This window comes from Streptomyces sp. MUSC 14 (assembly GCF_001866675.1).
In the GTDB taxonomy this organism is placed as follows: domain Bacteria; phylum Actinomycetota; class Actinomycetes; order Streptomycetales; family Streptomycetaceae; genus Streptomyces.
The window spans coordinates 54,262-69,052 of sequence record NZ_MLYN01000013.1 but is presented as its reverse complement, the minus strand read 5'-3'; the positions used below and the strand labels follow the sequence as shown (position 1 = coordinate 69,052).

The 14,791-nt window shown below is 75.0% G+C and carries 9 protein-coding genes; 2 read left to right on the top strand and 7 right to left on the bottom strand.

The window, feature by feature from the left end:
* Positions 1 to 2: 2 nt before the first annotated feature.
* The 4 genes from BIV25_RS06430 to BIV25_RS54215 all read right to left on the bottom strand — a co-directional run bounded on the left by BIV25_RS06430 (position 3) and on the right by BIV25_RS54215 (position 3,327).
* Complete coding sequence (locus tag BIV25_RS06430; RefSeq protein ID WP_071371173.1) at positions 3 to 1,367, bottom strand: ABC transporter permease; 1,365 nt, start codon at positions 1,365 to 1,367, stop codon at positions 3 to 5.
* Positions 1,364 to 2,389, bottom strand: a complete 1,026-nt coding sequence (locus BIV25_RS06425; protein ID WP_079176461.1) for an ABC transporter ATP-binding protein — start codon at positions 2,387 to 2,389, stop codon at positions 1,364 to 1,366. The genes BIV25_RS06430 and BIV25_RS06425 overlap by 4 nt, the downstream gene beginning before the upstream one ends.
* Before the next feature lie 146 nt (positions 2,390 to 2,535).
* A complete protein-coding gene (locus tag BIV25_RS54220) occupies positions 2,536 to 2,826 on the bottom strand; it encodes a hypothetical protein (protein WP_071371172.1) in 291 nt (96 codons plus the stop codon).
* 72 nt (positions 2,827 to 2,898) lie between these two features.
* Complete coding sequence (locus tag BIV25_RS54215) at positions 2,899 to 3,327, bottom strand: hypothetical protein (protein ID WP_143076586.1); 429 nt, start codon at positions 3,325 to 3,327, stop codon at positions 2,899 to 2,901.
* Between the two features lie 148 nt (positions 3,328 to 3,475).
* Here BIV25_RS54215 and BIV25_RS06410 point away from each other — a divergent pair, with 148 nt between their 5' ends.
* Positions 3,476 to 4,705 carry a glycoside hydrolase family 88 protein gene (locus BIV25_RS06410; RefSeq protein ID WP_177235171.1) on the top strand — a complete coding sequence of 410 codons (1,230 nt, stop codon included), beginning with the start codon at positions 3,476 to 3,478 and terminating at the stop codon, positions 4,703 to 4,705.
* Here BIV25_RS06410 and BIV25_RS06405 read toward each other — a convergent pair.
* The 3 genes from BIV25_RS06405 to BIV25_RS06395 form a co-directional block, all read right to left on the bottom strand.
* Positions 4,695 to 4,979 (bottom strand): hypothetical protein, encoded by a 285-nt coding sequence (locus BIV25_RS06405; protein WP_256255634.1) that lies wholly within the window; start codon positions 4,977 to 4,979, stop codon positions 4,695 to 4,697. The two genes, BIV25_RS06410 and BIV25_RS06405, sit on opposite strands and share 11 nt — an antisense overlap.
* 150 nt (positions 4,980 to 5,129) lie before the next feature.
* Positions 5,130 to 6,227 carry an enoyl-CoA hydratase/isomerase family protein gene (locus tag BIV25_RS06400; RefSeq protein WP_071371170.1) on the bottom strand — a complete coding sequence of 366 codons (1,098 nt, stop codon included), beginning with the start codon at positions 6,225 to 6,227 and terminating at the stop codon, positions 5,130 to 5,132.
* Positions 6,228 to 6,387: 160 nt separating this feature from the next.
* Positions 6,388 to 6,774 (bottom strand): (2Fe-2S) ferredoxin domain-containing protein, encoded by a 387-nt coding sequence (locus BIV25_RS06395; protein WP_177235170.1) that lies wholly within the window; start codon positions 6,772 to 6,774, stop codon positions 6,388 to 6,390.
* 168 nt (positions 6,775 to 6,942) lie between these two features.
* On the opposite strand from BIV25_RS06395, the gene BIV25_RS06390 reads away from it, so the two are divergent.
* The gene (locus BIV25_RS06390) at positions 6,943 to 14,766 is read left to right on the top strand and encodes a type I polyketide synthase (protein ID WP_256255633.1); all 7,824 of its coding nucleotides are present in this window, start codon (positions 6,943 to 6,945) and stop codon (positions 14,764 to 14,766) included.
* Positions 14,767 to 14,791: the final 25 nt, after the last annotated feature.

Genomic DNA, 14,791 nt, shown 5'->3' with positions numbered 1-14,791 from the left:
CGTCATCCCTTCGGGGAGGTGGAGAGCAGATCGACGTTGCCGTCGAACTGCCAGAGCGGGTTCGGCGCGTCTCCGGTCGAGGTGCGCACGAGGAAGTAGCCGTTCACTTCCTTCGGTCCGTCGCCGTCGGCCACGAACCGCCCGTCGGCGGTGATGTCGAGCTGGTAGACGGCCTGCCCCACGGTCCGGGTGCCGGGCAGGTGCCAGGAGACGACGCAGCGCCAGTCGTTGCCGGCGCCCTGTGCGTCGTCCGCGACGTCGCCCTTGGTGCAGGCGGCCGAGGACGTGAGCTGTGCCTCGGTGACAGGGGGCCGGTTGAGCTGTGCGGTCTGCATCCGGTAGAGGTGCGCGAAGGCCGTGGCCAGTGAGCGCTGCACCTTGTCCTGCCGGATCCCGGAACCGGTGGTCGCACCGGTCAGCGCGGCGACGACCGCGACCGTGACGGCGATCAGCCCGGCGAGCGGCAGGAGCCCGGCGGTGACCGCACGGCGCGCCGATCCGTCGTCGGTGGAGTTGGTGAAGTCGCGCCGCAGGAAGAGCAGATAGGCGATCGCCGTCGCCGTGACCGCCCACACCAGGCTGACGACGACGCCGATGACCAGCGGTCCGAGCTGGCCCGGGTCGGCGAACAGGCCGTTCCAGGCGATGAACGCCCAGCTGGGCAGGGCGAGTCGGACGGCGACGGGCAGCGGCAGCATCTGGGCGAGCTGCATCGCGAGGGCGACGACCGCGGGCAGCAGCAGTCCCATCGGGGAGCGCCCCAGCACGACCGACCCGAGGAGTCCGATGCCGGCCAGCGCGAGGGTGGGGGCCAGCACGCTCAGCCAGGCGAGCAGCACCCTGCCGGCCGCGTCCCCGGGGGCGAGCAGATGGTCGTCGAGCCCGACCAGCGGATGATTGCCGACGGCGAGAAGCCCGCCCACCGTGCTGGAGGCGGCCAGCCCGGCCACGAGGAGCACGATGACGGTCAGGCTGGCCAGCGCCTTGGCCACGAAGATCCGGCGGGGTGAGCGGACGGCGACCAGCAGATGCCGCCAGGTGCCGAGCCGGTCCTCGGAGGCGAACACGTCACCGGCGACCACGGAGGTCAGCAGCGGCAGCGCCCAGGTGCCCGAGAAGCCCAGGATCACCAGGGGGCCGGCCCAGCCGGTGGCGAGCATCCAGCGGCCGAACAGGGTGTCGGAGGGCAGTGTGCTCTGCTGCCCGACTCCGGCGACGAAGAGCCCGGGCGCGATCCAGCAGGCGAGGACGAGCAGCCGGACACGCCACTGCGAGACGAGTTTGACCAGTTCGAAGCGGTAGCCACGGGCCACGGTGACGCGGGTGGCGGCCGCAACGGGCCCAGGGGGGACGGCAGTCGCGGTCATCTGTCGGCCTCCTGCCGGTCGGCGTGGGCGGTCTGCCGTGCGGTGTCGGCGGTGTGCCGGGTGATGTCGGTGTCCCGCTGTCCCATGGCCGGTTCCTGCTGCTCGGTGAGGGCGAGGAACGCGGCCTCCAGCGGGGACACCACGGGGGCGAGTTCGCGCAGCGCGATGCCCTCCCGTACCAGCCGTGTCACGAGTTGGTCCAGGTCGGGCACGAGGGCGCGGACGACGAGTGCCTCGGCGCCCTGGCGCGCGCCGACGCCGTCGACGGTACGGATCCCGGGCGCGTCCGCCGCGAGCCGGCGGGCGGCCTGCGGGTCGGAGGTGACGAGCCGGTAGTCGAGTTCGCGGTTCTCGGCGGCCAGCTTGCTCAGCGGGCCGGAGAAGACCACCCGTCCGGTGGCGAGGATGGTGACCTCGGAGCACAGCGCCTCCAGGTCGTCCATCCGGTGACTGGAGAGCACGACGCTGGTTCCCTGCGCGGCGAGCCGGTTGAGGACGCCGTGCACGTGCTTCTTTCCGGCCGGGTCCAGGCCGTTGGACGGCTCGTCCAGCACGAGCAGCCGGGGCCGGGTGAGGAGGGCGGCGGCCAGTCCGAGCCGCTGGCGCATGCCCAGGGAGAATCCCCGGGCCTTGTCGTCGGCGACGTCCGTGAGCCCGACCTGGGCGAGTACGTCGTCGATGCCGGCCGCCCGCGCGTCCTGGCCGCGCAGTGCGGCCAGCGCGGCGAGGTTCTGGCGTGCGGTGAGCGAGGGGTACAGGCCCGGTCCGTCCACGAAGCCGGCGACGCCGTCGGGTGCGGCGAACGTCCGCCCGGCCGGTGTGCCGAGGATGTCGAGGCCGCCGCTGTCGGCGACGGCGAGGCCGAGCAGCAGCCCGAGCAGCGTCGTCTTGCCGGCCCCGTTCGGGCCGACCAGACCGTGGATCTGACCTTGTGCCACGTCCAGGTCGACGCCGTCGAGTGCGACGACCTCGCCGAAACACTTCGTGATGCCGCGTGCCCGGATCGCGAGCAGAGTGTCCATGAGCCCCTTCCTTCACAAGCCTCAAGGAGGTTAGGGAGGGCACACAACGGTGGCAGGGGGCGCCAGTTGAACGCTAGGGGAACGGAAGCCAACCGGCGCGCTCGCTCCGGGTGGCGCTTCGTGGGTGGTCCTGTGCTTCAACTGTCCTATGTATGAGGGTTGTTGTATCGGCTCCGGGTCGGGTGGGCGGTGAGCCGGATGCCCTGGTCCCGCTTGAGGCGGGCCATCTCGAACAGCGCGATGGCGGTGACCGTCACCGGGGCGCCGAGGACGAACAGGATCCCGAGTCTGAGTCCGAGGCCGTGCAGGTCTCCGGTGAACAGGTCGGGCAGGGCCATCAGCCAGGTCGTGACGATGACGAGCAGGGGCGGCAGACAACGGTGCACCGCGGCCGTGCCGAAGAAGTTCCCCGTGACCCGCAGGGCTCCGGCGCCCACGAACCAGACCAGCCACAGCGTCAGGAGGCCCCGCGGGATGATCAGCAGGCCGCCGCCCAGCGTGGTGCCGTTCTAAAGCAGCAGGACGGTCACGACGACGGACGCGACGAAGGTGAGCAGCAGCCCCAGTGCCCGCAGCAGCGCGGGACGCAGGGGTCGCAGGCTGCCGTCGCGTTGCCATATCCAGAGCATGACCCCGACCGTGAGCGGGGTGATGAACAGCAGGACTCCCGATGCGATCAGCAGGTTCTGCGCCATCTCCCCGAAGGCGAAGCCGCCCTCGACGAAGGTGTAGACACCGACGGCGGCGACGGTTCCGGCAGCCACGCGGACCCGCTTGAGCCACTCGACGGAGGGGTCGAGCGGTTCGGGTATCCAGTCGGGATGGAACACCGCCCAGGCGGCGTGATGGGCCTTCAGACAGTTCCGCCGCCTCGGCCCGTCCCCCGCGCGATTCCGCCACGCACCCGCCATCGCGCACTCCCCCGAGTCGCCGCTCACTTGATCATCGAGGAGTCTGCGGGAGGCCTGTGACAGTCCACTCCGAGGTTCACGTATCCGAACTCGGCTTACATGGGTGTCCGCAGGTTCGGCCGCCGTGCCAGACTCGCTCAACGTCCCTGCCGGACGGCCGAGTTGGAGGACCTTCATGAGCATCTCCCGGCGCACCGTGCTCACCGTGGCCGCCGTCGCCCCGGCGGCGAGGACTGGAGCCGCGTCCACCGGACCCACCCCGGCCTCCGTCGTCCGCACCCTCTCCGAGGCCGCCGACCACGCGGTGCGGAAGCTGCGGTCCGTCGCCCCGGGGATGAACGGCTTTCCGGTCGGTACGAAATTCGAGAAGTGGGTCTTCTCGCAGAACGGCGACTGGGTCGGCGGATTCTGGCCGGGGACGCTCTGGATGGCGTACCTGCGCACCCGGGACGACATGTTCCGCACGCCGGCGCTCGACTGGGCCCGCGGACTCGCTCCCCGCCGGTACGACACCACGAGCCACGACCTCGGCTTCCTCTTCTACCCGTCCTGGGTCACCGCGTGGCGGCTGACGGGCGACGAGACCTGGAGCGCGGGCGCCGTACAGGCGGCCGACTCGCTGATCCAGCGGTACAACCCGCGCGGCCGCTTCATCCGGGCCTGGGGAGCACTGGACACCCGGCAGGACGCGGGGCGGGTGATCATGGACACCCTGATGAACCTCGACCTGCCGGCCTTCGCCGGCCGGCGGACGGGGGACCAGAAGTACCTGGACGTCGCCGTGGAGCACGCCAGGACGGCGCAGCGGTACTTCCCCCGGCCGGACGGCCCGACGCCCCACGTCTTCGACTTCGACCCCGACACCGACGCACCGATCGGACCGGACACGGTCCAGGGCTACAGCCCTTCCTCCTGCTGGTCGCGCGGGCAGGCCTGGGGAATCTACGGCTTCACGACCATGTACCGCCGCACCGGTCACCGGCCGTTCCTGTGCACGGCGCGGCGCCTGGCCGACTACGCGACGGGAGCACTGACGGCCGACCACGTGCCGGTGTGGGACTACCGCGCGCCGCAGCAGCCCCATGACATCAAGGACGCGTCGGCCGGGGCGGTCATGGCCTGCGGACTGCTCGACCTGTCCGCGGCGACCGGCAGACCGGAGTACCGCGACACCGCGCTGCGGATGCTCACCGCCCTCTGCGGGACCTGTCTGACGGCGCGATCCACGCGCGCACAGGCCGTGGTCGCCCGCTGCACCCGCAACCGCCCGGCCGGGGACGGGACAGAGATCTCGCTGCCCTACGCGGACTACTACCTGCTGGAGGGCATTCTGCGCGAGCTCCAGCCGAAGGACGTCGACCGGGCCGTCGACCTGTCGACGACGGCGGCCGGAGTCAGTGGCTGAACGGGTCGTCGGCGGGGTGTTCCGACGCACCGGCCTGGCGCAGCAGCAGCCGGGCCAGACCGCGCGCCTCGTCCGGGGTGAGCGAGGCCCACGCGCCGGGTACGCCGCCGCGGTCCTCGCCCACGTCCAGGGCGATCCGGCTGACGGGCCGGTCCGCACGGCCGAGCCTGAGGCGCCGCACCTCGATCCGGCGGCCGCACATGGTCACGAGACGGGGCTCGGCCACGGGGCTCCGCTCGATGCCGTCGTGCCGTTCGTTCGCTGACGTCGTCATCGGTCCCGCACTCCCTCCGCCGGTCGGTTCCGGCCCCGGCCATCGTCACCGGGTGCAGCGCGCGCCGCGCCGGGATTGTTCCCGGACGCGCCGGCTGGGTCGGCGGCCGTGACAGAACGGCGCCGGACAGCGGGCGTCGGAAGCGGAGGCCTACGCGGTCTCCAGGGCCACACCGGGCCCGGCGAGGCCCAGTTCGCGGGAGCCGAGCGGGGCGAAGAAGCGGTCCACGTCGGCGTCGGTGACCTCCGCGAGGGTCGCCGGGGACCAGCGGGGGTCGCGGTCCTTGTCGATCACCCGGGCGCGGATGCCCTCCACCAGGTCGTGGGTGCTCAGGCAGGCGCAGGAGACCCGGTACTCCTGGTCGAGCACCCGCTCCAGCAGGCCGAGCCGCCGCGCGCGGCGCACCGCGGTCAGGGTGACCTTCAGGGAGGTGGGTGACGTGGCGAGCAGGGTTTCGGCCGCCTCCTTGGCCGCCGGGTCGCCGTGGTCGAGCAGCCGGTCCACGATCTCCTCGACCGTGCCGGCCCGGTAGCAGGCGTCGATCCACTCCCGCCGCTCGGCCAACTCCCCCTGAGGTGCGGGCCGTACGTGACGGTCGAGGGCGTCGTGCACGGACAGCCCGGCGAGGTCGGCCACGAACTCCCCGAGTGCCGCGGAGGGTACGTAGTGGTCGGCGAGTCCGCACAGCAGGGCGTCACCGGCGCCGATCCCGTCCCCGGTCAGGGCGAGGTGGGTGCCCAGCTCGCCGGGGGCGAGGCCGAGCAGGTGGGTGCCGCCGACGTCCGGGACGAAGCCGATGCCGGTCTCCGGCATGGCGACCCGCGAGCGCTCGGTGACGATCCGGACGCCGCCGTGTGCGGACAGGCCGACCCCGCCGCCCATGACGATGCCGTCCATGAGGGCGACGTACGGCTTGGGGTAGTGGGCGATGCGGGCGTTGAGGCGGTACTCGTCGCGCCAGAACGCGGCCGATGCGGTGCCGTCTCCGTCGCGGGCGTCGTCGTGGATGGCGCGGATGTCGCCGCCCGCGCACAGGCCGCGCTCCCCCGCGCCGGTGAGGACCACGGTCCGCACCGCCGGGTCGTGCTCCCAGGCGGTCAGGGCGGCGTCGATACGGCGCACCATCTCGTGGTCGAGGGCGTTGAGGGCCTTCGGCCGGTTGAGGGTGATGTGGGCGGCCCGACCGGCGGTGTGGAACAGGACGGTGTCGTCGCCGTGCGGCAGCCCGGCTCCCGTGGCGCCGGTCATCCGGACACCTCCGTCTGGTCATGGGCCACGGTGACGCGCATGATCTCGTTGGTTCCTTCCCGAATCCGGTGCACCCGCTGGTCGCGGACGATCCTCTCAGGGCCGTGCGCGCCGGGTTCCCGCACCCCCGCGGCGGGCCACGGCAGGGGCGGCGGGCCGGTCACACCGCGCGGCGGCCCGGGGGCGTGACGGCGTACAGGTCGAGGATGTCCGGCTGGACGGCCAGGCCCGGGCCGCCCGCGCGGACCCAGGCGATGATGTCCTCGGTCGCGTCCGGATCGTTCACCAGGCCCAGCCAGACCGGCCGCGCGCCGCCGGCCCGGGCGGCGGCGGAGGGCTGCACGACGATGACATTGGCCTGGTCGCACGCGTCGAGGCAGTCGGAGACGCGCACGGGCACCGCGGCGCGCAGCCGCGCGGTCTGGGCGGCGTGGTCGAGGCCGGGCACCTTGGGGGTGCCGCAGCAGCAGTCCCGGCACACGACGACCCGGCACGGTGCCGCTGCCCGACCGCTCCCGGGTTCTGCTTCCGTCCACCGCTCGGGCATGCCGTCCGCTCCCCTCCCGGGGAGGTCCGCCCCGGTGTCCGTGAGCGGCCATCTTTTCATCTCTCAGGCCGGCGCCCCCGCGAGCCGTTGCCGCCGGCCTGCCGGTGTGCGCCGTAGGCTCGTCAACAGGCCTACATGGAGCGGGTGTTGGTGCGAGGGAGAAGCCTGGTGGGTGTGGCGGAGGTGTTCGAGGTGCGGCCTGTCCCCGAGTTGCTCGCGGACAACGCCAGGCGTCACGGCGGCAGGCTCGCGTTCGCCGACGACCGGCGCCGGGTGGGCTGGGCCGAACTGGAGCGCAGGACGGCCGGGTTGGCGGCCCGGCTGGGGGTGGACCGGGGTGCCAGGGTGGCGTTCTGCCTCGACAACTGCGTGGAACTGGTCGAGGGGCTGCTCGCCACGGTGCGGGCGGCCGCGGTGGGGGTCCCGCTGGGTTCGCGCGGCACCGTTGCCGAACTCGCGGGGCTGCTGGCCGACTGCGATCCGGCCGTGCTGGTCACCGACCGGCGGAACCTGCCACGGCTGGCCCCGCTGACGGCCGGGCGCCCGGTCCGGCTGGTGGTGACCGGCGAGGGGCCGCTGCCGCCCGGAGCCGTGGGCTTCGAGGACCTGGCCGCCGTCGTACCGGCCGCGGCACCCGGCGCGGAGGCGGCCGCCGCGGTGCCGCCCGCGCCGCGCGACGACCTCGGCCTCGACGAGCCGGCCTGGCTCCTCTACACGTCCGGCACCTCCGGCACCGCCAGGGCCGCCGTGTCCAGCCAGCGGTCCGCACTGTGGTCGTCGGTCGCCTGCTATCTGCCGCGGCTCGGGCTGTCGGCGGCGGACCGGCTGCTGTGGCCGCTGCCGCTCGCGCACACCTACGCGCACTCGCTCTGTGTCCTCGGCACCACCGCGGCCGGCGCGAGCGCGCGGATCACCTCGGTGTCCGAACCGGCCGTGCTGGCAGAGCTGGTGCGGGAGTTCGCGCCCACCGTCCTCGGCGGAGTGCCCCTCACCTACCGGCAGTTGCTGGACGCGGGCGTGGGCGCGGTGCCCTCGCTGCGGTGGTGTGTCACCGCCGGTGCGCCGAGCGATCCGGAGCTGCGGGAGCAGGTGGCGGCGGGCCTGGGTGCGCCGCTCCTGGACGGCTACGGCAGCACCGAGACCTGCGGCAAGATCGCGATGGAGGCGCCGGACGGGCCGCGGGTGCCCGGCGGCAGCGGGGCGCCGCTGCCCGGCACGGACGTCCGGATCGTCGATCCGCGCACCGGGCGGGACACCGGCGAGGGGGAGATCTGGGTGCGCGGGCCCGGCGTCATGCTCGGCTATCACCGCCGGCCCGAGGAGACCGCCCGTGCGCTGCGCGGCGGCTGGTATCGCACCGGCGATCTGGGCCGGTGCGGCGAGCACGGCGCTCTGATCGTCACCGGCCGGGTGAACGACCGTATCGTGCGCGGCGGTGAGAACGTGGACCCGGCCGAGGTCGAGCGCGTGCTGTGCGCCCTGCCCGGGGTGCGGGACGCGGCGGTGGTGGCGCGGGCCCATCCGTTGCTCGGCGAGGTGCCGGTGGCGTTCGTGGTGCCCGAGCGTCCCGCCCTCGACACGGCGGCGCTCCTGCGGGCCTGCGCCACGGTGCTGTCGGCGCACAAGGTGCCCGAGGAGGTCCTGTTCACACCGGCCGTGCCGCGCACCGCCGCGGGCAAGCCGCGCCGGGCGCTGCTGCGCGAGGCGCTGGCCGGCCGGCCGGCCGAGCCGACGCTCACGCGGCTGGGCGAGCACACGCCCGGCGAACGGCGGGCCGCCCTGACCGATCTGGTGTGTGCGGAGATCGCGGCGATGCGGGGTGCGCCGGCCGCGCCCGGCACCGCGTTCGCCGACCTCGGTCTGACCTCGATGGACGCGATGACCCTGTGGCACCGGCTCAGCGTGCGCACGGGGCTGCGGCTGGCGGCGACGCTGGTCTGGGACCATCCGGACCCGGCCGCCGTGGCGGCCCACCTGGACGCCCGGCTGCACAGCGCGCCGGAGCCCGAGCCCGCCGGTGCGGTCGCGCGGCGCGGCCCGCAGGCCGAGCCGGTCGCGATCGTGGCCGTCGGCTGCCGCTACCCGGGCGGGGTGACCTCCCCCGAGGACCTCTGGCGGCTGGCGGCCGAAGGAGTCGACGCCACCGGCGACTTCCCCGCCGACCGGGGCTGGGACCTCGCCTCGCTGTACCACCCCGACCCCGACCGGCTGGGGACGACGTACGTCCGCCGGGGCGGGTTCCTCGACGACGTGGCGGACTTCGACCCGCTCTTCTTCGGCATGTCTCCCCGTGAGGCCCTGGCCACCGATCCGCAGCAGCGTCTGTTGCTGGAGGTCGCCTGGGAGACGCTGGAGCGGGCGGGCATTCCGGCGCCGGCGCTGCGCGGCAGCGGCACCGGGGTCTTCGTCGGGCTGATGCACATCGGCTACGGCACCGGCGTCTCCCCGCACGAGCTGGAGTCGCACATCGGCATCGGCTCGTCGGGGAGTGTGGCCTCCGGCCGGATCGCGTACGCCCTCGGGCTGCACGGGCCGGTGCTGACCCTGGACACCGCCTGTTCGTCCTCGCTGGTCGCGCTGGACCTGGCCGCCGCGTCGCTGCGGGCCGGGGAGTGCACGCTCGCGCTGGCGGGCGGGGTGACGGTGCTGTCGAGTCCGCAGCCGTTCATCGCGTTCAGCCGGCAGCGCGGGCTGTCGCCGGACGGGCGGTGCCGGTCGTTCGCCGCGGGCGCGGACGGTACGGCGTGGGGCGAGGGCGTCGGTCTGGTGCTGCTGGAAAGACTGTCGGACGCCCGGCGCCACGGTCATCCGGTGCTGGCGGTGCTGCGCGGTTCCGCCGTGAACTCGGACGGCGCGTCCAACGGTCTGACCGCCCCGAGCGGTGCGGCCCAGCGGGAGCTGATCCGGCTGGCCCTTGCGGACGCGGGGCTGCGGGCGGCCGACGTCGACGCCGTCGAGGGGCACGGCACGGGGACCGCCCTGGGCGACCCGATCGAGGCCGGCGCGCTCCTCGCCACCTACGGCCGGGGACGGGATCCCGCCGACCCGGTGTGGCTGGGCTCGGTCAAGTCGAACCTCGGACACACCCAGGCCGCGGCGGGGATCGCGGGCCTGATCAAGATGATCGAGGCGATGCGCCACGGCCTGCTGCCGGCCTCGCTGTACGCGGACCGGCCGTCCCCCCACGTCGACTGGTCGGCCGGGGCGGTCCGGCTGCTCGACCGGGCGCGCCCCTGGCCGCGCCGTGGGCGGCCGCGCCGGGCGGCCGTGTCGTCGTTCGGCATCGGCGGGACGAACGCCCACGTGATCATCGAGGAGGCGGCGGACGGGAGTTCGCGGACCTCCGCGCCGACGCCCGGAAGGCGGCTGCCGGTCACGCCCTGGCTGGTCGGCGGCGGTGACGAGGCCGGGCTGCGGGCCCATGCCGCCCGGCTGGCGGCCGCGTCGGCCGACGTGACGAGCGAGGCCGCCGCGCTGGACGTGGCGTACTCGCTCGCGACCACCAGGGCGCCGCTCTCCCACCGGGCCGCCGTCCTGGCCGACAGTCCCGCGGGCCTGCTCGCCGGGCTGCGGGATCTCGCGGACGGCGTCGACGGTCCTGCGCTGCTGCGGGGCACCGCGCGGACCCGGCCGAAGGTGGCGCTGCTCTGCGCGGGCCAGGGCGCCCAACGGCCTGGAATGGGACGGGAGTTGCGTGCCGCGTTTCCCGTCTTCGACGCGGCGTTCGGCGAACTGTGCGACGCGTTCACGCCGTTCCTCGACCGGCCGCTGTCGGCGGTGACCGACGCCCCGGACGACGGTCTGCTGCACCGCACCGACTACGCGCAACCCGCCCTGTTCGCCTTCGAGGTCGCCCTGCACACCCTGCTGGCCGACGTCGGCGTACGGCCGGACCGGCTGGTCGGCCACTCCGTCGGCGAGCTGGCCGCCGCGCACCTCGCCGGTGTGTTCTCGCGCGCCGACGCGGTCCGCCTCGTCGCCGCCCGCGGCCGGCTGATGGGCGCTCTGCCGCCCGGCGGGCTGATGGTCGCGGTGCGTGCGCCGCTCGCCGAGGTGACGCCCCTGCTCGACGAGGTGACCGGCCGGGTCGCGGTCGCGGCGGTCAACGGACCGGCGTCGGTCGTGCTCTCCGGCGACGAGCACGCGGTGACGGCGCTGACCGCCGCCCTCGGCCGGCCGGCCCGACGGCTGGCGGTGAGCCACGCCTTCCACTCGCCGCTGCTGGACCCGATGCTGGCCGAGTACCGCGCGGTCGCCGAGTCCGTGACCTACCATCGCCCGTCCGTCCCGGTGGTGTCCACGCTCACCGGCCGTCCCGAGCCGGACGCGCTCACCACCCCCGAGTACTGGGTACGGCAGGCACGCGAGACCGTCCGGTTCGCCGACGCGGTCGGCCGGCTGGCGGACGACGGCGTCACGGCGTTCGTCGAAGCCGGGCCGTCCGCGGCGCTCAGCGCGGCGGCCGAGGAGTGTGTGGCAGCGGGCACGGGTGCGGTGTTCGCGTCATGTGCCGACGCGCGTACGGCACTTGAGGCCCTGGCCGCCCTGCATGTGCACGGGGTCGCCGTCGACTGGCCGTCGGTGTACGCGGACAGCGGCGCCCGGCGTCGCCCGCTGCCCACCTATCCCTTCCAGCGGCAGCGCTACTGGCTGAACGCCGTCCGGCAGCCGGTCCCGGCCGGGCATCCACTGCTCGGGCGGCCGCAGCCCGACGCCGACGGACCCGGCATCCGGCACACCGCCACGCTGTCCACCAGCCGCCACCCCTGGCTCGCCGACCATGTGATCGGCGGCCGGGTGCTGGCGCCCGCGACCCTCTTCGCCGAGCTGGCCTCGCGGGCGGCCGGTGCGTCCGGCGCCGTCCGGCTCGCCGAACTGGCCTTCCACGAGCCGCTCGTGCTGTCCCCGGCGGAGCCGACGCAGGTGCAGGTGGTGGCCGGGGCGGAGAACGGGACGGGTGGCCGCCCGGTCACCGTCTGGGCCCGTACGGACGGTACGCCCGGACCGTGGACCCGGCACGCGACCGCGACGCTCACCGCCGCGGATCCGACGCCTGCGGGCACGGCGCCCGCGGGTCCGCCCATCGGGGCGGCCCCGGAGGCCTGGCCGCCCCCGGGCGCCGTGCCGGTCCCGGTCGACTACCCGCGTCTCGCGTCGCACGGCCTGCGCTACGGACCCGCGTTCCGTGCCGTGACCGCGCTGTGGCGCCGGGACGAGGAGGTCTTCGCCGAACTGGCCCTGCCGCCCGGGGACGCGGCGACCGCCGGCGCGTACACGCTGCACCCCGCCCTCCTCGACGCGGCGCTGCACTCCGCGCTGCTGGCCGCGGAGCCGGGCGGGCCGGCGAGCGGGCCGCGGGTGCCGATGGCCTGCACCGGCGTGTCGGTGCACCTGCCCGGCGCCCACGCCGCTCGTGCCGTGCTACGGCGGCTGGGCCCGGACGAGTTCCGGGTCGCCCTCGCCGACCCGGCCGGCCGGCCCGTCGCCGCCGTGGAGTCCGTGGTCACCCGCGCGCTGCCGGCGCTGCCCCGGTCCGCCGCCGGGACCTACCGACTCGCCTGGCGGCCCACGGCCCCGGTCCACGACACCGCTCCCGCACACGAGGTGCTCGACGTGCCGGCGGCGGCCGCGGCGCTGCCGGCCGGCCTGCCCGTCCCGGACCGGGTGCGCGGCCTGCTCACCGCCGTACTGGAACGGCTGCGCGACTGGACCTCCGATGTCCGGCCGGGCCGTCTGCTGGTGCTCACGCGCGCCGCGACCGGTGACGATCCCGACCTGGCGGAGGCCGCCGTCGCCGGGCTCGTGCGCAGCGCGCAGTCCGAGCACCCGGGCCGGATCGTGCTGGCCGACGGACTGGGAACTCCGCCCGCCCCGGCGGCGGTTGAGGCCGCGCTGCGCTGCGGTGAACCCCAGGTCGCCCTGCGCGACGGAGCCCTGTGCGCACCCCGGCTCGCCCTCGCGGACCCGCCCGCCGCCGAGCCACCCGCTCCGGATCCCGCGGGCACCGTGCTCGTCACCGGCGGCACCGGGGCGCTCGGCGCGAGCCTGGCCCGGTATCTGGTCGCCGAACGCGGTGTCCGCCGGCTGCTGCTGGTCAGCCGCGACGGCCGGGTCCCGGACTGGGCGGACGGCCTGGCGGCCACGGTGCGCGGGGCGGCCTGCGATGTGAGCGACCGCGCGGCCGTCGCCGCCCTGGTCGCGTCCTGCCGGCCGGCACCGACCGCGGTCTTCCATCTGGCCGGGGTGGTGGACGACGGCGTGCTGGACGCCATGACCGGTGAACGGCTCGCGGCCGTGCTCGGTCCGAAGGCGGACGGTGCCTGGTATCTGCACGAGGCGACGCGGGACCTCGCCCTGTCCGCGTTCGTACTGTACTCCTCGGCCGCCGGTGTGCTCGGCCGGCCGGGTCAGTCCAACTACGCGGCCGCGAACGGGTTCCTCGACGCCCTCGCCCGGCACCGGGTGGCCCAGGGGCTGCCCGCGCAGGCGCTGGCCTGGGGCCCCTGGTCGCTTGCGGGCGACGTGGGCATGGCGGGCCGTGTCGCGCCCGAACGCCTCGACGACGGGGTCGTCCTGCCCGTCACCGAGCGGGAGGGCACGGCCCTGCTCGACAGTGCGCTGCGCCGTGCGGAGCCGGTGCTGGTGCCGATCCCGCTGGACCTCGCGGCGGCGGACGGCGGCCCGGGCACGCCGGCCGTCCTCGCGGACCTGCTGCCGGAGCCGGCCGGCCGACGTGAGGGGACTGGCACCGGCGTACCGACCGCGGCGGCCGTCGCACAGGTGCCGGGTGCGTGGCGCGAGCGGCTCGCGGGCGTCGCGGCGGGCGAACGGGAGGCGGTGCTGGCCGAGTTGATCCGTGTCGAGGTGGCCGCGGTGCTGGGTTTCCCGGACCCGGCCGCGCTCCCCTCCGACCGGGCCTTCACCGAGCTGGGCTTCGACTCCCTCACCGCCGTCCAACTCCGCAACCGGCTCGGCGCGTTCACCCGTGTACGGCTGTCCCCGACCGCCGTGCTGGAGCATCCCACCCCGACCGAGCTGGCGGCGCACGTCCATACCGCGCTGGTCGAGGCGGGCGCGCTGCCGCGCGCCGAGACCGGCGGCGCCGAGGACGCCGAAGCGGCACGGACCGGTGCCGGCTCCCCTGCCGCCGGTGTCGGCGCGTCGTACCGCTTCAGCCGCCTGTACCACCAAGTCCTGCGTGAGAAGGGACCGTTGGAGGCGATGGGGCTGCGCTACCTCGCGTCGTACGCTCTGCCCGCCTTCACCGAGGCCGAACGCGCCCGGCACACGGTGGCGCCGGTCCGGCTCGCGCGGGGCAGCGGCACCCCGCTGGTGTACCTCCCCGACTACCTCACACCGCGGCACCGCGTGCCCACCGCGGTCGCCGACCGGTTCGACGGCGAACGCGACCTGTTCCTGCTGGAGCATCCCGGCTTCGGCACGTCCCGGCGGGCCGTTCCGGACGGCATGGCCACGCTCGCGCGGACGCACGCCGACACCGTACGGTCCCTGCCCCTCGGCTCGGCCCCCGTCCTCGTCGGCTACTGCGCGGGCGGCGCGGTCGCGCATGCCGTGGCCCGGCGGCTCGCGCGGGAAGGACAGCCGCCGGCCGGTGTGATCCTGATCGACTCCCACGCGGGACTGCTGCGCCGCGACGACCCGCGCGGGCTGGCGCTCATGTCGGCGGGTGCCGATCTGCCGGACGAGCTGGTGGACCTGCTGGACGACGCGGTGCTGATCACCGGGGGCGGTTACGCCCGCGTCCTGGAGAACTGGCGGCCCGAGCCGTCACCGGTCCCGGCGCTGCTGCTCCGCGGCCGCCCCACCGCGCACATGCGGCGGATCGACCCAGACGGGGACTGGCGGCCGCACTGGCCGCTCCCCCACGACAGCGCGGACCTCCCCGGCGACCACTACTCGGCACTGCACCGCGACGCCGACGGCACGGCCGCGGCGATCCGTGCCTGGCTGACCGACCGGCCGGCCGCGTGACCGGCCCGGTGACCGCGGACGAACA